The organism is Gordonia sp. PvP123, assembly GCF_040547295.1.
GTDB lineage: Bacteria > Actinomycetota > Actinomycetes > Mycobacteriales > Mycobacteriaceae > Gordonia > Gordonia terrae.
Map to the genome: position 1 here is coordinate 81,712 of NZ_JBEPPN010000008.1, position 18,706 is coordinate 100,417.

The following is an 18,706-nucleotide window of genomic DNA, read 5'->3' on the forward strand; positions in this document are numbered from 1 at the left end:
CGCTGTGAAGGAACGTAACAGAGGTGACCGGGGGCCACAAAGCGATCGGGACGTTTGACTCGAATCTGCTGAGAATCTTGCTTTCGTGGTTCAGAACACACTGGTCGGGGGCGGTACCCCCGAGGCGATCCCGTCGTTTGATTTGAACGCTCGGTGTCAGTAGTCTCGACTGGTCATCCAGGTTGCGGATTTGCGCGGCGATCGTTCGTGTTCGCCGAGTCATCACCGACACCAGTTCGGCACCGTCCTGGATCAACAGACCAACCACAACATGTGGGTCATGCCCGGGTAACCGGCGTGCCCACAGGGAGCACAAGGAGTCACCGTGGCCAAGGGCAAGCGTACTTTCCAGCCGAACAACCGTCGTCGCGCACGCGTGCACGGTTTCCGTCTGCGCATGCGGACCCGCGCCGGGCGTGCCATCGTCAGCGGCCGCCGTTCCAAGGGCCGCGCGAAGCTCACCGCCTGATCGTCGGCTCTCACCGGATCCGTTCGCGGATCCGGTCAGCTGTTCGATGACTGCGCCCCTTCATCGGATCTCACGGGGATCCGACTTCTCTCGCACCCTGAAGTCCGGTGCGCGGGTGAACAGTCGTGACTTCGTCGTGCATCTCGCGATGGTCGGTCGGAACTGGCCGGACCCGCGAGGTCTGCGTCGGGATGTCGCGATGGTCGGCGGCCCCTGGCTCGGGCTCGTCGTCAGCAAGTCCGTCGGCAACGCGGTGACCCGCCATCTCGTGGCACGACGTCTGCGTGCCGCGTTCACGGATGCATCACATCTCCTTCCCCCGGAGACCTACGTGGTCATCCGGGCTCGCCGCAGTGCCGCAGACCGATCCAGCGATGATCTCGCCGATCAGCTCCGTGACGCGTTCGCGAGCAAGCGGGTCGCAGGCCTGTCCGCTGCTGCTGCGGTCTCGGCCGAGAGGGTGGGGTCGTAGCCATGAGCGGATCCCCCGACGCCACGTCGTCTGAACACCACGCCGAGACGCCGCCGGGTTCCGAGTCCTCGGCCGCGGCCGGCGCGCGCCTCATGCGGGGGGTGCGTCTCCTCCCCCGCCGCACCGTCATCTTCCTCATCGAGCTGTATCGCACCTGGGTGTCCCCGATGCGCCTACCGTCCTGCCGGTTCGAGCCCACCTGCTCGGGCTACGCGGTCGAAGCGCTCGACCGACACGGCTTCCTGTACGGCTCGGTGTTGTCGATCGTCCGACTCGCCAAGTGCGGGCCGTGGCACAAACCCGGTTACGACCCGGTCCCCGAACGCGGCTTCGGCGAACTGTGCCGCGACCTGTGGGGCGGGATGACCGGAGCGCACCGACCTCGAAACCATCAGCAGGCGTCCGGCGAGACGCATGCTCTGTGAGTACAACAAGTGAGGGGTAACTGACCCGTGCTCGACTTCATCTATTACCCGGTCTCCGGGATCATGTGGGTCTGGCATTGGCTCTTCAGCCATGTCACGCCCGACACCCCGGGTGGCAACGGTATCGCGTGGGCTCTGTCGGTGGTGTTCCTGGTGTTCACCCTGCGCGCGATTCTCTACAAGCCCTTCGTGAAGCAGATCCGCACCACGAAGAAGATGCAGGAGATCAATCCGCAGCTCCAGGCGATTCGTAAGAAGTACGCCAAGGATCGGGTCAAGATGACCGAGGAGATGCAGAAGCTGCAGAAGGAGCACGGGTTCAACCCGATGCTCGGGTGCCTGCCGATGCTGCTGCAGATCCCGGTGTTCATCGGTCTGTTCCACGTGCTGCGTTCGTTCAACCGCATGGGTACCGGCATGGGCCAGCTCGGCATGAGTGCCGCCGAGACCCGTTCGCAGGGCAACTATGTCTTCAGCGCCGATCAGGTGCAGAACTTCCTCGACGCCCGCCTCTTCGGGGTTCCGCTGTCGTCCTATCTGGTCGAGCCGGCCACCGAGTTCCAGGCGTTCGTCGAGCCGGGCTCCCCCATCGACTTCACCCGGCCGCAGATCGCGTACGTCGTCGTGCCGATGATGATCATCGCGTCGATCGCCACGCACATGAACTCCCGAGCTTCGGTTGCCCGTCAGCCCGAGGCGGCGCTGGAGAACCCGCAGACGCGGATGATGAACAACCTCGCGCTGTACATCTTCCCGATCGGCATCCTCATCACCGGTCCGTTCTTCCCGGTCGCCATCCTCCTCTACTGGATGAGCAACAACATCTGGACCTACGGCCAGCAGCACATCGTCTTCGGCAACATCGCCAAGGAAGAGGAAGAGGCCAAGCTCCTCAAGCAGGAGAAGCTGAAGGCGAACGCCCCGAAGCCGGGTGTGCGGCCCGACCGGAAGAAGCGCAACGCTGCCACGAACAGCAATGGCACGGATTCGACCGGTGTCTCGCTGTCCAAGGACGGGTCCACGGACGAGCCCGACGCCGACGCGGTGGAGACCGACGCCACTCCGGCCGGCGAGTCCACGCCCGCCGCACCGGACACCGCGGCCGGCGCCAAACCCAAGCCCGGCCAGAAACCCACGCGTCCCGGAGCAGGCGCCGCACCGGGCAAGAAACAGAACCACAACCGCGGAAGCCGGTCGACGGCCAAACGCGGCAACAAACGCGGTGGCAAACGGTGACCGCCCCAGACTTGTTCGATGAAGCACAGAAGTTAGGTGAATGAGATGACAGCAGAGACTGCAACTCAAGCCGGTACAGACGCCGAGGCAACGGCCGGGACCCAGCCCGAGGATCCGACCGACGATACCGCGCAGAACGCTGCGGACACCGAGGCCGCCGTGGTGAGTGAAGCCGCCGACGCGGACGCCGACGCGAACGACACCGGTGATGACGCGTCTGACGAGACCGATGACGTCGACGACGACGAGGACGACGAAGACCGTCTCGTCGAAGAAGGCGAGATCGCCGGCGACTATCTCGAGCAGCTGCTCGATGTTCTCGACTTCGACGGCGACATCGATCTCGATGTCGATGGCGACCGGGCGGTCGTCAGCATCGACGGTGGCGACGACCTGACAAAGCTCGTGGGTCGTAAGGGTGAGGTGCTCGACGCACTCCAGGAACTGACCCGCCTGGCGGTCCAGCAGGCGACGGGTGAGCGCAGCCGTCTGATGCTCGACATCGCGCGCTGGCGCTCGGATCGCCGTGATCGTCTGGCGCGTCTGGGTCGCGAAGTTGCGGAGCGGGTGCTGTCGTCGGGCGAGCGTGAGGCTCTCGATCCGATGACACCGTTCGAGCGGAAGATCGTGCACGACGCGGTGGCAGTGGTCGACGGCGTCGTGAGCGAGAGCGAGGGCGCGGAGCCCAAGCGCCGCGTGGTTGTCCTCCCCTCGTAGTAGAACTCCCCTCCCCCACGGAGGAGATCAGGCCCCGACCCTCGGTCGGGGCCTGATCTGTTTCTGTGTGCTGTCTCGTTGCGGGCGTGAGTCCACCAGCCGTCGGAAGCGGGCAGGTGCGTTACTTACACACGTGTTGTTTCACGTGAAACAGGATCGGTCGGACCAACCGCGTACAGCAACCCGGTCGCCGTGATCATGCCCGACGCCTTGCCACAGGGGTAGCGGGTCACCTCCTCGGCTCATGGCGGCTGTTCGGTACGGCGGCGTGAGGGACCGGTGTGGCAGATCGGTCCGAGAGCACGATCCGGTCATGGCGAGGTGTGGCGCAATGGAGATCGATGGTGCCGAGATCTTGGGTGCCACGGAGCCTGCCGGGTGCCGTAGTAGTTCGACCGCGGCGTCGTCGCAGTAGTTGGGATCGTCAGATCCTCGTCGTGGAACACTCTCTCGTTGTGGAACCCTCTGGCCGTGCAGCCGACGGTCCGTGGGTGTGGACAGTCGGGCCCCGCACGCTCCGTCGCCTGTTCCGTTCGCTGCCAGGCCCCGTGGGCGGACTGGGGCGGGTCGTTATGGTCCGTCACGTGACAATTCGATCCCGGACACCCGGCAGGCGGCTTCTCGCTGAATCACATCCATGTTGTTTCACGTGAAACGACGTGCGGCGGCGCGATGTGCACCGACGGGACCGCGCCGAGGTTTCACGTGAAACACTGGGTGCGAACGACCATCTGAAACGGAGGCGAAGTGCCGTCTGACGCACTACCCGAGCACGATCGAGATCTCGATGCGTTGGCGGTTTCGCCGGCCGCTGCCGTAGACGTCTTCGGCGATCGGCTGAACCTGGCCGCCGACTACTGGCGAATCCTTGCGACCGACGGAATCGATCACGGGTTGATGGGTCCGCGTGAGATCCCCCGGTTGTGGGATCGCCACATTCTCAATTGCGGAGTACTCGGCGAATTGATCTCGGAGCGTGCGAGCGTCATCGACATCGGGAGCGGAGCCGGGCTCCCTGGCGTGCCTCTGGCAATCGCGCGTCCCGACCTGTCGATCACGTTGATCGAACCCCTACTCCGACGCAGCACCTTCTTGGAGCGGACGACCGAGGCGCTCTCGCTCGGCAACGTGACCGTCGTTCGCGGGCGAGCCGAGGAGAAGTCTGTTCGCGGAACAGTCGGTCTCGCGGATGTGGTGACGTCGAGGGCGGTCGCTCCATTGGAACGACTGTCGAAGTGGTCCGCTCCCCTGGTCCGTCCGGGCGGTCGGATGATCGCGATCAAGGGGTCGTCAGCGGCCGAGGAGATCGAGCGCGACCGCGCGGTTGTCGGGCGCTCTGGAATCACCGACCTGTCGGTTCGCACATGCGGCGAGCGGTTCCTCGACACACCGACGACGGTGATCACGGGAACGAAGAGCGAGCGGTCGCGAAGCGGCCGCGCCGGACGACGTTGAGGAGGCGATCGAATTGGTGTGGAGTCCGCGGAGGGCGCAGAATAGGAAGCGTTCTGTCGGCACCCCCGAAGGTGCCGCAATCGACGCTTCCGCGGTAGTCGGATCGACGGCCCCTGCCGTCGACGGTACTGACGCGAGTCCTTACGAGGTCGGTCAAAGGAGTCCACGCGTGGTCGATCAAGACCCGAATGTTTCACGTGAAACCCCGGTCGGGGCACGCCCTGAAGTGGATGGTCAGCCATTCGCCGACACCCCCATCGCGATGGCCGCCGAACGTGCGAGCCAAGTCCTGACTCCGGGGGGAGCCGGCCAGCTGCCGAGACCTCCGCACACGCGGATCATGACGGTTGCCAACCAGAAGGGCGGCGTCGGAAAAACCACCACGACGGTGAACCTGGCGGCGGGTCTCGCGCTGCGGGGTCTTCGGGTTCTGGTGGTCGACCTCGACCCGCAGGGCAATGCCAGCACGGCGCTGGGTATCGATCATCGGGCGCAGGACATAGCCTCGGTGTACGAACTGTTGCTCGGCGAGGTGACGCTGAGAGAAGCAATTCAGGAGTCGCCGAGTCAGCAAGGTCTGTTCTGCGTCCCGGCCACCCTGGATCTGGCCGGCGCCGAGATCGAACTCGTTTCGCTCGTTGCGCGGGAGAACCGGCTCCGCAACGCGCTGTCCGACGATGTTCTCGCGGAGTACCAGATCGATTACGTCTTCATCGACTGTCCCCCATCGCTGGGCCTGCTGACCGTGAACGCGATGGTTGCGGCTCGTGAGGTTCTCATCCCGATCCAGTGCGAGTACTACGCACTCGAAGGCGTGGGACAGCTGCTGCGCAATATCGAACTCGTGCAAGCACACCTGAACCGCGACCTCCACGTCTCCACGATCGTGCTGACGATGTACGACGGCCGGACCAAGCTGGCGGACCAGGTCGCGGAGGAAGTACGTCGACACTTCGGCGACAAGGTGCTGAGTACGATCATCCCCCGCAGCGTCAAGGTGTCGGAGGCGCCCGGATATGGGATGACGATCATCGAATACGACCCGGGCTCCCGAGGGGCGATGAGCTATCTGGACGCCGCGCGCGAGTTGGCACTACGTGCGTCCGAGGGGGCGCCGGCGTGATGTGTATCCACGATTCACGTGAAGCGCTGATCGGGCACCAGGACCGCGAAGGGAACCACCAATGAGTCAACGGGATACCGCTCAGCGCCGGGGCGGACTCGGTCGTGGGCTGGCCGCACTGATTCCGACCGGACCGGCCGACGATCAGTCGGGCGCGCCCCGTCTCGGTAACGCCGCGGCCGACGTCGTGATCGGTAAGGGCCCGACGACTGCCGGTCGTGATACCACCACCGGTGGCAATGACAAGGACTCGGCAACCGCCACGTCGACGGGTGCGGGAACGCAACCCCTCAGTCCAGAAGAGGCGGGCGCGGTGTATCGCGAACTGCCTCCGAAAGAAATCCAGCCGAATCCCAATCAGCCGCGTACCGTCTTCGACGACGAGGCGATGGCCGAACTGGTGCACTCGATTCGCGAGTTCGGCCTCATGCAACCCATCGTGGTGAGGCGCCTCAAGGAGCCCACTGCGGACGGGATCGCGTACCAGATCGTCATGGGTGAGCGTCGCTGGCGAGCCAGCCAGGAGGCGGGACTCGACGCAATCCCCGCGATTGTCCGGGAGACACCCGACGGCGACATGCTGCGGGACGCATTGCTCGAGAACATCCATCGCGCGCAACTCAACCCCCTCGAAGAAGCCGCGGCCTACCAACAGCTTCTCGAGGAGTTCGGGGTCACGCACGAGGAACTCGCCTCCCGCCTCGGCCGCTCTCGCCCGCTGATCAGCAATATGATCCGGCTACTCAAATTGCCGATCCCCGTCCAACGCCGCGTGGCGGCCGGGGTGCTGTCGGCCGGCCATGCTCGCGCTCTCCTCTCCCTCGAGACCGGAAGCGACGCGCAGGAGGCGCTCGCCGCGCGGATCGTTGCCGAAGGTCTGTCGGTGAGGGCGACGGAGGAGGCGGTCACACTCGCCAATCGAGGAGACGGGCCGGATGCGAAATCTCCCACCGCACCGAAGCGCCGACCGATGCAGATGCCGGGCCTGCAGGATCTCGCGGAGAGGCTGTCCGACAGCCTGGACACCAGGGTTACAGTCAGTCTAGGGAAAAGAAAAGGCAAGATCGTGGTGGAGTTCGGCTCGGTCGACGACCTGGAACGCATCGTTCAGTTCATCGATCCGAAGAAGTGAATTCTGGCGCGGGATTTCCGGTACCACCTAGACGCGGAAGTAATGTCACAGTGACGATAGAGGAAGCCGACGGGCGCATTCATCGCGAAAGGGCTTGTTGCTCAGTAATTTTCGTTCAATCGAGCGCTGTGACGCGGAGTGCGCTGACATGAGTGTGTCTGTCAGTCGATTGGATCTCGGATTTTTCGGATCGCTCCCCCAGCACACGCGCAAATGCGTCTTCTGGGAGGTCGAGCCGGCGACCGAGACAACCGGCCTCCCTGACTTCGAGCCCTACGAGAGCGAGTTCGACAAGGAGGCGTGGATCTCGGGTCTGCTCCTCGAGTGGGGTGCATGCGGTCAGGTCGCGATCGAGTCCGGAACGAACAGTGTTGTCGGTACGGCGTTCTATGCGCCGCCCAATCGTGTTCCTCGGTCGCAGCACTTCCCCACTTCGCCGGTCAGTCACGACGCGGTGCTGCTCACGAGTATCCGTACCGAACCCGGTTATGACGAGGTGGCGACGATCCTTCTGGACGCAGTGCTGGGTGATCTCATCCGTCGCGGTGTCCGAGCGGTCGAGTCATTCGGTCTGGTGCGGAACGGGATCGGCGTGGATCCGTTCGAGTCGGTCGGCAGTACAGGCGGACTGGCCGACGAGCTCGAGCTGTGGTCGGATGAGGCCATTGTCGAAGTCGCGCGGGAGATCCTCGACGATCCGCAAACGGATCTCTGCACTTCCTGCATGAACGACGCGTCGTTCCTGAAGGACTCCGGATTCGACGTGGTGTCGTCGCATCAGCGTTTCCCACGGTTCCGACTCGAACTCGACGAGGGCCTCGGCTGGAAGTTCGAAGTCGAGAGCGCGCTGCAGAAGCTGGTGGTGATGGCGCAGATCGATCTGGCCGGACGGCAGCAGACGGCGGTCCCGGTGGGAGCCGGGCCGCATCGGTTCAGCGGGAGCTGTTCTCCGCGGCCAGCAGATCCTCGAATGTGTAGGTGCCGGTAGGGCGATCGTCCCGGTCGAGCAGGTACAACCGTTTCACGGCCACCACGATGGCATCGGCGATCACGTTCCGCCAGTCTGAATCCGCAAGCACTGCAGCGTCATCGGGGTTCGTGATGTATCCGACGTCGATGAGGGCCACCGGCATCTTCGTGAGCCGGAGGAGATCCCAGGTGCGCTCGTGGGTTCGGCAGTCCGACAACGGGGTCCGCGCTGCGATCTCACGCTGGATGAAGCCGGCGAGGTTGCGACCGATCGTCGAGTACGAGTTGCTGTTGCCGAAGTAGAACGACGCGACGCCGTTCGCGCGCGTATTCCGGTAGTGACCGCATCGCAGCGAGATCATCAGATCGGCGTCCATCAGATTGGCGACCCGGGCGCGCTCGTCGTCGCCGGGGCGTCCACGCCCGTCGTGCGACAGGAAAGTCTGCATCCCCGCGGCCGCCATCCGGCCCTCGAGGCGGGCACTCAGGTCCCACAGCAGTTCGGACTCGCGGTGGGCGACATCACCCGTCGACAGTGCGTGAAGTCCGCCTGTTCCGGGATCGATGAGGATTCGCTTGCCGGACAGCTGCGGTCCCGATCGTCGGACGTGCTCTTCTTCACGGATCGCATACGGAGACCCGCCGGTCACCCGTGTACCGAGGCGCTCGAGCGACCGCAGCGTGGCCGGGCCGCAGATCCCGTCGGAGGCGAGGCCGTACTCGCTCTGATAGAGGCACACGGCGTTGTGCGTCGTCAGGCCGAACACGCCGTCGACGAGCGAGGTGAAATAGCCGAGATTCTGCAGCCGACTCTGCAGCGTGGCGACGTCGTCGCCGACCATGGGAGCCGACAGCTGGTACGACAGCACCCGGGCTCCGAGACGGTAGGACGCTTCGCGCAGGACTCGATAGGTGGCCGGACCGACGATGCCGTCGACGATCAGACCCCGCTCCTGCTGGAACGCCCGGACAGCCCGGTCGCAGGCTTCATCGAAGACGGCCTCGGGAGGATTCCAGCCGTTCGTCGTACCACCGTGGGCGGTGTTCGTGGATCCGTCGTCGGGCAACAGACCGCGTCCGACCAAGATGGCGCGGATCTCGGCCACCGCCGAGCCGTGATCACCAAGTCGGAACAATGGCATGTCGTCACCCCTCGTACGAATCGCGGCAGGTGCGGCTCTGCGCGATGTGCGATGTACGCCAAGCGGTACATCGGTCAAACGTCAGCCTGCATTCTCGCAGGTGGACTTCACTACACCAAACTGTCCATGGTCGAAGCATTCCGACTCCGGGCACAGGGGTCTCCGGTCGAGACCACGGCCGACACTACCAACGCAAACAGTCCGCGGGTGGAACGGCAGCGTCGTTCACCCGTCGGACTGTCGCGACGATATGAGGAAAACAGCAGGTGGTCAGGCCGACTGGCCGACGACCGAGTCCAGCTCGCGCAGCAGCGCGGCCTTGCCCTTGGCGCCGACGATCGTCTTCACCGGCTGACCCTTGTCGAACAGGATCATGGTCGGGATCGACATGATCTGGAAATCTCGCGCGGTGGCCGGGCTCTCGTCGACGTCGAGCTTGGCGACGGTCAGCTTGTCGCCATGGTCGCGTGCGATCTCCTCGAGGACCGGGGCGACCATGCGGCAGGGACCGCACCAGGTGGCCCAGAAGTCCACCAGGACCGGCTTGTCGGCGCCCAGAACGGCGTCCTTGAACGTGGTGTCGGTGACGGCGACGGTGTGTGCGCCCATGATGTGACCTCCTTGGTCGGACCGGGCCGCGATGGCCCGGGTGAATGTGGTTGACGGCTCAGGCAGGTGCCTGAACAGCGTCGATCTCGGAAACGGTGGCAGCTTCGGCGTCATCGACGGTGAGGTCGGCGGCTTCGCCCTGCTCGGCCAGCCAGCGCTCGGCGTCGATGGCGGCCGAACAGCCGCTACCGGCGGCGGTGATGGCCTGACGGTACGTGTGGTCGACGAGGTCACCCGCCGCGAACACACCGGGCACCGAGGTGAGTGTCGTGCGTCCCTGGACCAGGACGTAGCCCTCGGGATCGAGGTCGACCTGCCCGCGGACGAGTTCGCTGCGCGGGTCGTGGCCGATCGCGACGAACATGCCGGTCACGTCGAGAGTGCTGACCTCGCCGGTCCGGGTGTCCTCGACCTTCAGGCCCGACACCGACCCGTCGCCGACGACGGAGTGCACGGCGGCGTTCGTGACGAATCGGATCTTGTCGTTGGCGCGGGCGCGCTCGAGCATGATCTTCGACGCCCGGAACTCGTCGCGGCGGTGGACCAGCGTGACGCTGCGTGCGAACTTGGTGAGGAAGGTGGCCTCTTCCATCGCGGAGTCGCCACCGCCGATGACGGCGATGTCCTGGTCCTTGAAGAAGAATCCGTCACAGGTCGCACAGGCCGACACTCCGCGCCCGAGGAGCTGCTGCTCGCCCTCGACGCCGAGGTAGCGTGCCGCGGCACCCATGGCGAGGATGATCGCGCGGGCCCGGTAGACCTCGCCGCCGACCTCGACCTCCTTGACGCGGCCGGACAGCCGGACCGTGTCCACGTCCTCCATGCGCAGGTCAGCGCCGAAACGGATCGCCTGCTCACGCATCTCGTCCATCAACGCGGGACCCTGGATACCGGTCTGGAAACCGGGGAAGTTCTCGACCTCGGTGGTCGTCATCAGAGCGCCACCGAACTGGGTGCCCTCGAAGACGATGGGTGATAGCTCGGCGCGCGCGGCGTAGATCGCTGCGGTGTACCCGGCAGGACCAGATCCGATGATGATCAACTCGTGGATCTGCTGGGTCTCTGGCTGGCTCACTTGTCCTCCGTGCTGTGGGTTTAGCGAGACCCGTCCATCCCGGCGGGTCACGGCTGCTTCAACACCAGGGTATGCGGAGATGTTCCCTCGGATGTGCCGCGCGTCCGGCCCGTCGGCCGCCGGCGGGCGGGGGACGCCTCGGTCACCCGCCGACGATGCCCCGCGAGATCAGCGACGGGTTCCCCAGGTCGCAGTCGAGGCCGACGATCAGTGCGTCGAAACGTCCCGCCACCCCGGTGGAGAGAAGGATCGCCGCCGCGCCGGAGCCGTCGACGACGATGCGGCCGGAGCCGACGATCACGACAGTCGTCGGCACGAGGTGGGCGGCGGTGCAGCGACGGAGTGCCTCGACGGAGCCGAATGGTGCTCCGTCGGTCCGGCCGAGAACGGTGAGTGCGACCGCGGCATCGGCGGGCCCGGTCGGGGCTGGGGCCGACGACTGGGCTCGAGGTGCCGGTCCGGGAGACGAGTCGGACGCGGAGATCAGTCGCGACACCCCGATCGACCCGGCCGCCACGACGACGACCGCGGCTGCGGCCAGCAGGAGCCGGGTGGCCGTGCGGCGCCCTCGGCGTGCGGTGGTGATGTCGACGGGCGCAGATGCCACGGGCTGAGACCCGGTATGGAATCCCCCGGGCTGTCGGATCGAGGGCTCGGCGGGATTCGCTCCCAGCGCGGTGAGAGTGGCGGCAACGTCGTCGCGCACACGGGCGGGTACGGGTTCCCGCGCCGCTTCCGCGGAGCGCAGATCGCCGACGGTGCGATCCAGCGCGTCCAGAATCGACTGCGCTGCAGGATCTTCCGCGAGATGAGCACGGATGTGGGCAGCCACCGGGTCGGGCAGCGCACCTGCGTGGAAGTCGGCGAGAAGGTCTGCCGAGTACGGCGGATCGGGTAGATCACTCGTCTCGTGGTCATCTGGTCCCCGAGGGGTCATGGTGTCAGTCTTCCATTTCCGGGGTCGCGGGCGTTCGTGGAGTTCGCGTCGGGTCGGCGTCGGATACTTGGACGCGCCCCGCTGCGATTCGGTTCCCGGTGATCGCGATCGGCCGGGAACGGGTCGGCGCCACCCCGCGGGCTCCGCTCACCCGTCACGCAGATGGCCGAGCACCTGCGCGAGCTTGAGGCGCCCGCGGGCGCATCTGCTCTTGATCGTGCCCTCGGCGACGCCGAGGATCGTCGCCGCCTCCGCGACTGTGTATCCCTCGATGTCGACCGCGACGATGGCCGCTCGCTGTCCGTCGGTGAGGACGTCGAGGGCGCGCCCGATCGATACCGACAGGTCGACGGCGGCGAGCTCGTCGGCGGTGTCGGCGATCGCCGTGACATCCCACTCCGGCAGGGGCACCGTCCTGCGAACCTTGTTGCGCCGGATGCGATCCAGACCGGCGTTCACGACGATCCGATGCAGCCAGCTGGTGACCTTGGCGTCGGACCGGAAGTCCTGCGCGGTCCGGTGAGCGGCGAACAGGGCATCTTGCAGGGCGTCGGCGGCGTCCTCCGGATTCTGGCTGGCCCGCAACGCCACCGACCACAGGTACTCGAGGTGGCGGTTGATCAGGTCGGTGAACGCGTGTGGATCACCGGCGAGGTGGGCGTGCAGGAGTTGCTCGTCGGTACGCGTGTCGATCGCGTCGTTCCCCCCGGGCATGGGCTGAGAGTAATGGAGCCCGGACCGGGTCATCCGATGAAGCGACGTCTGTGCACAGCTGCCGGAGCGAAGTGGATTAGTCCTCAGGCGGGACGGGTCAGGACTGCAGGCGTGCGCGCACCGCGTCCATCTGGGTCCGCAACTCCCCCTCGTCGATGACACCGCGGTCCAGCAGGGTGTGCGCCAGTGCCACGAGCTGGTTCTCGGGGTACGGCAGCTCGGCGTAGATCGTCGACGACAACCGGTCCTCCTCGTCCCGTCGTTCGACGACGCCGGGAGTATCCGCGCGGACGGACGAGGAGTCGGCGACCCGATCGAGGGCGTCGCAGAGCCCGTCGAGGCTGGTCTTCCACGGTGGAACCGGGTTCTCGACACCGTATTTCGCCGCCATCCGGTGCCACACCTGGTTGCGCTCGACGATCTCGTCGAGCGGCCGGTGGGACCCGGAGTTCCCCTCGTCGGTCATCGGCCTACTCCCCCGCCGGGTGGACGGCCGGCCGGATGGTGGAGACGGCATTGGTGGTGACACCCGGCTTGGGCAGCGCGACGCCGATGAGGCAGTCGCGGGTGATGATCTCCGACAACTGCTGCTCGGTCCACCCGTCGGTACCCTCGGGGCGTTGCGGCATCACCATGAACCGATGCTTCTGATTGGAGTCCTGCACGCGTACCGAGATGCCGTCGGGGAGCTGAAGGCCGAACTCGGACAGGACTTGTCGGGGCCACCGCACCATGCGACGACGGTAATTCGGGGTGCGGTACCACTCGGGGGAATTCCCCAGGATGGGACGTGGGTAGCACGAGCACAGCGCACACACGATCACGTGGTGCACCGTGGGTGTGTCGGCGAGGATCTCGAAAGCCGTGAAGTCGCTCGGGGTTCCGAACCCGGTCGGCTCCAGCCAATCGACGCCGACCTCCTTGCTGGCCGCCATGGGATCGTCGAGCGCCAGCTCCGCGAAATCCGGGTCGAGCCAGGCTCGCGCGACCAGTGTGGCGGCGGGGGTCGGCCCGATCTGCTCCGCGAACTCGGTGAAGCGGCGGTGTTCCTCGGCGGTGAAAAGGCCCTTCTCGATGCACAGTTCGCGCAGTGCGATCTCGAGCACCTCGAAGTCGGTGATCTCGTCGACCATCGGTTTGACCGTGCGGTCGTGGTCGTGGTCGTGCGTGCCGTGGCCGTCGCTCATCGGCGTTCGTCCTCTCCCCCGGCCGAGGCGAGCCAGCGCTCGGGGATCTCGGTCTGCAGGGTGTCGTCTGCGGGTCCGGTGTAGCCGTGCCAGAGGTCGCCCATGGGGAACCGGACCACGTAGAACCATTCCGGCTGGGCATCGGACAGACCCCAGGTCTCGTCCTCGGGCGCCGGGCTCTCGTATGCGACGGCGGCGATCTCGCCGATTGCGCCTCGAACGTATTCCGGTGTCCGCGTGTACAAGAGGACGGGGAGTTCGCGCACTCGGACGCGGTCGCCGATCCGGAATGCGGCGTCGCCGGCCCGGCCGGCGTAGATCTGCGGGTCGCCGACCCCGACCGCGTGACGATGATGGGTGTTCCGCGGAACGTCGGATCCGTCTCCGACGCCGCGGGGTCGGGCCTCGAGGCGCCGACCGTCCAGTCCCCCGGCGTATCGTTGCCGGACGTCGAGCATGCGCTCGCTGAGCTCACCGAGTGCGATGTGGTGCTTCTCGACGAGAATCCTGGCGACGGCGAGCAACCAGCGCCCGTAGTACGGAATACCGAGGTAGATCGCACGCCCCACATCGACGTTGCCGATCCGACGACGCTCCTCGGACAGCCAGATCCCGCGCCAGGCGAGGACTTCGCACATGACGTACGTCATGTGCTCCCACTCCTCGTACGCCTTGCCCTCGTAGGTGATCGGAGCGTCGGGTTCGCCGCCGACGTCATGCACCGGCTTCATGTAGGCGACGAACCGGCTGTGATCGAGGAGATCGGGTGTCGGCGCGTCCGGCAGCTCGGGATACGAGGAGTGAAGTCGCGCAACAAGGTCGAGCTGTCTCGCACGTTCTTCGGCAGTGCTCACCGGACACCTCCCGGACCCACGTCCGACGGTTGTAGCGCAGTTGCACGAGAATGTACTCCCCGGCAACCGGTTCTCGGAGCGTTTTCGCCAACGGCTCGCTGACCCTCCTCAGCTCACGAGTACTGGGCGAAGCGAGCCGCGACGGGTCAGGTCAGGAGTCGGCCGTCAGGTCAGGAGTCGGCCGTAGGCGGCGACGAAGAGCTCGACGCACACGTCGAGGATCTCGTCGAGCGCGTACCGCTCCGTGTCGGCGTCCTCCGCGCCGGCGACGTACCAGTCGACGAGCAGCTGGGTGACCGCTCCGACGAGGCCCACCGACGCCAGGCGCTCGCGGTCCGTCGGCGGTCGCGCGCCGCGGGCCAGCGCCAGGATGAGTGCCGCCCAGTCGTGGATCGCGCGCATCCGGACCCGCTCGATCTCCGGGGACACACCGACCACTTCGACGAGCATCACCCGTGCGCGTCGGGGATCGTCGGCGAGGCAGGACATGAAGGCGCCCAGGGCGGCACGAGTGACGTCCGGAACACGATCGGCGGCAACACCTTCGGCGGCCTCCAACCGTTCGGGGTCGGCCTCGGCGATGTCGGCGGCGGCCTGCACGGTCGCCGCACGGACGAAGGCCACACAGTCGTCGTACACGGCGACGAGCAGTGCGGCGCGGTCGGCGAACGACTCGTAGAAGTAACGCTGCGTCAGGCCGGCCTGGTCGCAGATGCTCTTGACCGAGACCTTCGCGTATCCGTCGGTGCCGAACACGTCGAGTCCGGCGGTGATGAGTGCGGCCCGGCGTCGTTCCCTGCGCTGCGCCGGGTCGACACCGCCATAGCGGCGTCCGGGCGGATTCTCCGATGTCGATGGGGTCGGCTTCGGCACGGACGCCACGCGATCTCCCTCCCGGGGTCTTTACAGCCCTGCTTCTGACACGATACCTTGTCAGAACCAACTGACACGGCTTCGTGTCAGATGATGTCGTGAGGGGTACACCGTGTTGGAGTTCTTGCCGGAGCCGATGCGCGAGCCGACCGTGCTCGCGATCCCGTTCTTCGTCACCCTGCTCGCCATCGAATGGTTCGCCGCGGCCAAACTGGAGCACGACGAACACGCGCTGACCGCGGATGGAGCGGCCGACTCGGACCCCTCCGGGCGTCCCGCGCAAGCACCGCCGGGCGCCTACGACGCCCGGGACGCACGCTCCAGCGTGTCGATGGGTCTGGTGTCGATCGCGACCAGCACCTTCTGGAAGTTCCTGGGACTACTCCTGTACAGCGCGCTGTTCGCCTACGTCGCGCCGTGGCAACTCCCCGCCGACGAGTGGTACACGTGGGTGATCGCGTTCGTCGGTGTCGACTTCCTCTTCTACTGGAGCCATCGCGTCTCGCATCGGGTCCGCCTGGTGTGGGCGACCCACCAGGCCCACCACTCCAGCGAGTACTTCAATTTCGCCACGGCACTCCGGCAGAAATGGAACATCAGTGCCGCGGTGGTGATGTGGATACCGCTCCCCCTGCTCGGCGTCCCGCCCGCGCTGGTGTTCGCCGCCTACTCGCTGAACCTGGTTTACCAGTTCTGGATTCACACCGAGCGGATCGGAAGACTCTGGGCGCCGTTCGAATTCGTATTCAACACACCGTCGCATCATCGCGTGCACCATGGATGCGACCCCGAATACCTCGACCGCAACTACGGTGGCGTCTTCATCGTGTGGGACCGGATGTTCGGCACATTCGCACCGGAGGTCCGACGCCCCCGCTACGGACTGACCAAGCCGGTGGACACCTACAACATCGTGCGTCTGCAGACGCACGAGTACGCGGCGATCGCGCGTGACGTCCGCGCGGCGTCATCGTGGCGCTCCCGCCTCGGCTACGTTTTCGGACCTCCGGGATGGACGCCGCGTCGGTCACCCGATGTCGTTGCGGCCCAGTGTCTGCCCGGTCGTCAACCATCGGCGTCGCAGATCCCGGATGCCGACCGCACTCAGCAGTAGCGAGCTGATCACCAGACCCAGGGCAGCGCCCGCGCTGTCCCAGATCCCGGCCAGTGCCAGTGTGATCGGGAAGGTGACGGCGAACACCGCCGCGTTGCTCCGCAGGATCGTCTTGGTGTCCATCGCTGCTCGCAACACCGACATCCAGATGGAGTACGGGACGCGGAGAACCGAGGCGATCGCGAGCAGGCACAGTGTGGCCGAGAACTCGGGGCTCGAATAGGCCGCGCCGAAGATCTTCCCGATGAGCGGCGACGCGGCCACCAACAGTACCGCGCCTGCGGCGACGAGGCATTGCGAGATCGTCCAGATCCTGCGGATCTGCCCGGTGAGTCCCATCGGCTCGCGGGCCAGATGTGCGGTGAGCGCCGCACCGATACCGTCGGGGACGAAGTCGAGCACCTGAGCCACCGCGAGAGCCAACGCAAGCGTTGCACCGGGGACGGGCCCGGCGACGCTCGTCGTGAGAAACGGCAGGGCGAGAATGAGTCCGAAGGATGTCGTGCTCGCGACGCCGTCGCGGAGAGCGAACGTACGCAACCGCGTGCTGTCCGACGCGGCGACACGGTCCCGGTCCGGGCGGGTCTCGCGGCGGCGCAGAATTCGCGGCACGAGGAGAACGAACACCGCGAGGGCGCTGAGCGCGGCGGGCACGATCGTCGCCCACACCGCGGCGATGGAGACGACACCCGCCAGGGCGCAGACCAGGACCACCTTGAGGGACACCGACATCACGTTGACGACCGGGAGCCATCGGGTTGCGTGCAGCCCTATCAGTGCGGAGTCCTTGAGGACGAACAGCGCCATGACGACGGATCCGACGGAGACCAGCAGTACGCTCTGCACGCGATCGGTGACCAGATCATCCGCCACCAGCCCACCGATCACGCCGAGAACACAAGCGGCACCGACGGTTATGCTCAGGCCCTCGATGAGACGCGCACGGCGGGGACAGTCGGGCGTGGACAGCATTGCCTTGAAGGCACTTCCGACGCCGTACGCGGTCACGGTGCCGATCGCCGTGACGAGGGAGATGAGAGCGGTCTGGATGCCGAGCTCGTGTGGCGGGATCACTCGTGCGGCAACCACCCAGAAGAGCATCCCGGCCCCGGCCGTGACGAAGAAGGTCGCCACCACGGCAACGGAGTCCAGGGTGAGCGCCCGGGAACCGAGGACCGCGGGCTTGCTCGCCACGCTCATGTGTCCGACCTCGGTTCACGGAGACCGTTGCGCATCTCGGTTACCGTCGCGAACGAGTAACCGAGCCCCGCAGCAAGCACCGATGCACCCAGCGCGACACAACGACCGAGTCCTCCGGGTACGGCGTTGCGCCTACCGGGTGACAGGCTGTCGCGCAGGTACCGCATCATCGCCGACGGCACCGTGACGGTCAGATAAGAACGCTCCGTCCTCGTGGCAGCGCCAGAGCCGACGAGCCTGCTGATCTGTCGCTTCGACAAGCCTTCTCCGAATGAGCGCCGCAGCACGTACCGGACGGTGGTCCGGTCGGGGCTCACGTGGTGACGTACCCGGATGTCGGGGTCGAAGGTGATCTTCGCAGCCGGGTCATGACGGGAGATGCGGATGCACAGCTCGGTTTCCTCGCAACCCACCGGATGGGTGCCGATCCGGCCGAGGTCGGTGTCGAATCCGCCGACCTCGACCAGCAACCGGCGGCGGAACGACATGTTGCATCCCATCAGATTGCGAACCCGCGCCGACGTGGTCGGCAAGCCCGTGTAGCTGCACCCGACGATCCAATCACTCTCCGGGGGAAACCATCTGGGCCGGGACTCGGGCCACACGGGATCGGCGTATCCGCCGACCGCCGCGAGGTCGGGATCGGTGAAGTGCGCAGTGAGTCGCTGTCGCCAGTGGGGTTCCACGGTGGCGTCGTCGTCGACGAACGCCACGATCTGACCGGATGCGAGACGGATGCCGCAGTTCCGGGCGCCGGAGAGACCACGCCGTTCGTCGTTGGCCACCACCCAGATCAGAGGTTTGAGAGACGAGGCGAACTCGCGAGTCGCCAGCTCGAGCAGCTCGTCGTTGTGATCGATCACCACGATGAGTTCGTCGTCGACGGTGAGTTGGCGTTCGACGGCGTTGATCGACGACATCAGAGCGGCCCATCGGTCGGTGGTGTACGCACAGATCACCACCGACAACCTGTCGAGCTCATGAACCTCCATGGGACTCCCTC

21 protein-coding genes are annotated in these 18,706 nt (G+C 66.1%); 10 read left to right on the forward strand and 11 right to left on the reverse strand.

Going from position 1 to position 18,706, the window contains the following annotated elements; all coding sequences use genetic code 11:
- Nucleotides 1-325: 325 nt before the first annotated feature.
- From rpmH to ABIC25_RS17080, 9 genes are all read left to right on the forward strand, one after another.
- On the forward strand, nucleotides 326-469 hold the full coding sequence (rpmH, locus tag ABIC25_RS17040; RefSeq protein WP_004020968.1) for a 50S ribosomal protein L34: 144 nt from the start codon (nucleotides 326-328) through the stop codon (nucleotides 467-469).
- A 46-nt stretch (nucleotides 470-515) separates the two neighbouring features.
- Nucleotides 516-941 carry a ribonuclease P protein component gene (gene rnpA, locus ABIC25_RS17045; RefSeq protein WP_354562371.1) on the forward strand — a complete coding sequence of 142 codons (426 nt, stop codon included), beginning with the start codon at nucleotides 516-518 and terminating at the stop codon, nucleotides 939-941.
- Nucleotides 942-943: 2 nt separating this feature from the next.
- A complete protein-coding gene (yidD, locus tag ABIC25_RS17050) occupies nucleotides 944-1,366 on the forward strand; it encodes a membrane protein insertion efficiency factor YidD (protein WP_435529099.1) in 423 nt (140 codons plus the stop codon).
- Between the two features lie 27 nt (nucleotides 1,367-1,393).
- Nucleotides 1,394-2,602 (forward strand): membrane protein insertase YidC, encoded by a 1,209-nt coding sequence (gene yidC / locus ABIC25_RS17055; RefSeq protein WP_004020971.1) that lies wholly within the window; start codon nucleotides 1,394-1,396, stop codon nucleotides 2,600-2,602.
- 45 nt (nucleotides 2,603-2,647) lie between these two features.
- Nucleotides 2,648-3,319, forward strand: a complete 672-nt coding sequence (locus ABIC25_RS17060) for a Jag family protein (RefSeq protein WP_354562372.1) — start codon at nucleotides 2,648-2,650, stop codon at nucleotides 3,317-3,319.
- A 747-nt stretch (nucleotides 3,320-4,066) separates the two neighbouring features.
- The gene (rsmG, locus tag ABIC25_RS17065; RefSeq protein ID WP_354562373.1) at nucleotides 4,067-4,774 is read left to right on the forward strand and encodes a 16S rRNA (guanine(527)-N(7))-methyltransferase RsmG; all 708 of its coding nucleotides are present in this window, start codon (nucleotides 4,067-4,069) and stop codon (nucleotides 4,772-4,774) included.
- 169 nt (nucleotides 4,775-4,943) lie between these two features.
- The gene (locus ABIC25_RS17070) at nucleotides 4,944-5,897 is read left to right on the forward strand and encodes a ParA family protein (protein ID WP_354562557.1); all 954 of its coding nucleotides are present in this window, start codon (nucleotides 4,944-4,946) and stop codon (nucleotides 5,895-5,897) included.
- 61 nt (nucleotides 5,898-5,958) lie between these two features.
- Nucleotides 5,959-7,029, forward strand: a complete 1,071-nt coding sequence (locus tag ABIC25_RS17075) for a ParB/RepB/Spo0J family partition protein (protein ID WP_101820447.1) — start codon at nucleotides 5,959-5,961, stop codon at nucleotides 7,027-7,029.
- A gap of 148 nt (nucleotides 7,030-7,177) precedes the next feature.
- The gene (locus tag ABIC25_RS17080) at nucleotides 7,178-8,017 is read left to right on the forward strand and encodes a hypothetical protein (RefSeq protein ID WP_354562375.1); all 840 of its coding nucleotides are present in this window, start codon (nucleotides 7,178-7,180) and stop codon (nucleotides 8,015-8,017) included.
- On the opposite strand, the gene ABIC25_RS17085 is transcribed toward ABIC25_RS17080, so the two are convergent.
- The 9 genes from ABIC25_RS17085 to ABIC25_RS17125 all read right to left on the reverse strand — a co-directional run bounded on the left by ABIC25_RS17085 (nucleotide 7,962) and on the right by ABIC25_RS17125 (nucleotide 15,398).
- A complete protein-coding gene (locus tag ABIC25_RS17085; protein WP_239403604.1) occupies nucleotides 7,962-9,140 on the reverse strand; it encodes an N-acetylmuramoyl-L-alanine amidase in 1,179 nt (392 codons plus the stop codon). The two genes, ABIC25_RS17080 and ABIC25_RS17085, sit on opposite strands and share 56 nt — an antisense overlap.
- Nucleotides 9,141-9,410: 270 nt before the next feature.
- Nucleotides 9,411-9,749, reverse strand: a complete 339-nt coding sequence (trxA, locus tag ABIC25_RS17090; protein ID WP_064571930.1) for a thioredoxin — start codon at nucleotides 9,747-9,749, stop codon at nucleotides 9,411-9,413.
- Nucleotides 9,750-9,807: 58 nt separating this feature from the next.
- Nucleotides 9,808-10,824, reverse strand: coding sequence for a thioredoxin-disulfide reductase (trxB, locus tag ABIC25_RS17095; RefSeq protein WP_064571929.1), 1,017 nt, complete (start codon nucleotides 10,822-10,824; stop codon nucleotides 9,808-9,810).
- A 142-nt stretch (nucleotides 10,825-10,966) separates the two neighbouring features.
- On the reverse strand, nucleotides 10,967-11,761 hold the full coding sequence (locus tag ABIC25_RS17100) for an anti-sigma factor family protein (RefSeq protein WP_354562377.1): 795 nt from the start codon (nucleotides 11,759-11,761) through the stop codon (nucleotides 10,967-10,969).
- 147 nt (nucleotides 11,762-11,908) lie between these two features.
- A complete protein-coding gene (gene sigM / locus ABIC25_RS17105) occupies nucleotides 11,909-12,475 on the reverse strand; it encodes an RNA polymerase sigma factor SigM (RefSeq protein ID WP_004020981.1) in 567 nt (188 codons plus the stop codon).
- A 97-nt stretch (nucleotides 12,476-12,572) separates the two neighbouring features.
- The gene (locus tag ABIC25_RS17110) at nucleotides 12,573-12,941 is read right to left on the reverse strand and encodes a thiocyanate hydrolase (protein WP_354562378.1); all 369 of its coding nucleotides are present in this window, start codon (nucleotides 12,939-12,941) and stop codon (nucleotides 12,573-12,575) included.
- A gap of 4 nt (nucleotides 12,942-12,945) precedes the next feature.
- Nucleotides 12,946-13,662, reverse strand: coding sequence for a thiocyanate hydrolase subunit gamma (gene scnC / locus ABIC25_RS17115; RefSeq protein WP_354562379.1), 717 nt, complete (start codon nucleotides 13,660-13,662; stop codon nucleotides 12,946-12,948).
- Nucleotides 13,659-14,516, reverse strand: coding sequence for an SH3-like domain-containing protein (locus ABIC25_RS17120; RefSeq protein ID WP_354562381.1), 858 nt, complete (start codon nucleotides 14,514-14,516; stop codon nucleotides 13,659-13,661). Before ABIC25_RS17120 ends, scnC begins: the two co-directional genes overlap by 4 nt.
- A gap of 165 nt (nucleotides 14,517-14,681) precedes the next feature.
- Nucleotides 14,682-15,398, reverse strand: coding sequence for a TetR/AcrR family transcriptional regulator (locus tag ABIC25_RS17125; RefSeq protein ID WP_354562382.1), 717 nt, complete (start codon nucleotides 15,396-15,398; stop codon nucleotides 14,682-14,684).
- 103 nt (nucleotides 15,399-15,501) lie between these two features.
- On the opposite strand from ABIC25_RS17125, the gene ABIC25_RS17130 reads away from it, so the two are divergent.
- Nucleotides 15,502-16,503, forward strand: a complete 1,002-nt coding sequence (locus ABIC25_RS17130; protein WP_354562384.1) for a sterol desaturase family protein — start codon at nucleotides 15,502-15,504, stop codon at nucleotides 16,501-16,503.
- Here the strand turns inward: ABIC25_RS17130 and ABIC25_RS17135 are convergent.
- Together ABIC25_RS17135 and ABIC25_RS17140 are read right to left on the reverse strand one after the other, a co-directional pair.
- Entirely contained in the window at nucleotides 16,417-17,703 is a 1,287-nt protein-coding gene (locus ABIC25_RS17135) for a polysaccharide biosynthesis protein (protein WP_354562385.1), read from the reverse strand. The two genes, ABIC25_RS17130 and ABIC25_RS17135, sit on opposite strands and share 87 nt — an antisense overlap.
- The gene (locus ABIC25_RS17140; RefSeq protein WP_354562386.1) at nucleotides 17,700-18,695 is read right to left on the reverse strand and encodes a glycosyltransferase family 2 protein; all 996 of its coding nucleotides are present in this window, start codon (nucleotides 18,693-18,695) and stop codon (nucleotides 17,700-17,702) included. Before ABIC25_RS17140 ends, ABIC25_RS17135 begins: the two co-directional genes overlap by 4 nt.
- Nucleotides 18,696-18,706 lie beyond the last annotated feature (11 nt).

What these genes read in the sequence shown, in the direction of transcription:
- ABIC25_RS17135 (WP_354562385.1), bottom strand. Translation starts at nt 17,703, where the DNA reads ATGAGCGTGGCGAGCAAGCCCGCGGTCCTCGGTTCCCGGGCGCTCACC.
- ABIC25_RS17085 (WP_239403604.1), bottom strand. Translation starts at nt 9,140, where the DNA reads ATGCCATTGTTCCGACTTGGTGATCACGGCTCGGCGGTGGCCGAGATC.
- rnpA (WP_354562371.1), top strand. Translation starts at nt 516, where the DNA reads ATGACTGCGCCCCTTCATCGGATCTCACGGGGATCCGACTTCTCTCGC.
- scnC (WP_354562379.1), bottom strand. Translation starts at nt 13,662, where the DNA reads ATGAGCGACGGCCACGGCACGCACGACCACGACCACGACCGCACGGTC.
- ABIC25_RS17100 (WP_354562377.1), bottom strand. Translation starts at nt 11,761, where the DNA reads ATGACCCCTCGGGGACCAGATGACCACGAGACGAGTGATCTACCCGAT.
- ABIC25_RS17075 (WP_101820447.1), top strand. Translation starts at nt 5,959, where the DNA reads ATGAGTCAACGGGATACCGCTCAGCGCCGGGGCGGACTCGGTCGTGGG.
- trxA (WP_064571930.1), bottom strand. Translation starts at nt 9,749, where the DNA reads ATGGGCGCACACACCGTCGCCGTCACCGACACCACGTTCAAGGACGCC.
- ABIC25_RS17110 (WP_354562378.1), bottom strand. Translation starts at nt 12,941, where the DNA reads ATGACCGACGAGGGGAACTCCGGGTCCCACCGGCCGCTCGACGAGATC.
- ABIC25_RS17080 (WP_354562375.1), top strand. Translation starts at nt 7,178, where the DNA reads ATGAGTGTGTCTGTCAGTCGATTGGATCTCGGATTTTTCGGATCGCTC.
- ABIC25_RS17060 (WP_354562372.1), top strand. Translation starts at nt 2,648, where the DNA reads ATGACAGCAGAGACTGCAACTCAAGCCGGTACAGACGCCGAGGCAACG.
- yidD (WP_435529099.1), top strand. Translation starts at nt 944, where the DNA reads ATGAGCGGATCCCCCGACGCCACGTCGTCTGAACACCACGCCGAGACG.
- sigM (WP_004020981.1), bottom strand. Translation starts at nt 12,475, where the DNA reads ATGCCCGGGGGGAACGACGCGATCGACACGCGTACCGACGAGCAACTC.
- ABIC25_RS17140 (WP_354562386.1), bottom strand. Translation starts at nt 18,695, where the DNA reads ATGGAGGTTCATGAGCTCGACAGGTTGTCGGTGGTGATCTGTGCGTAC.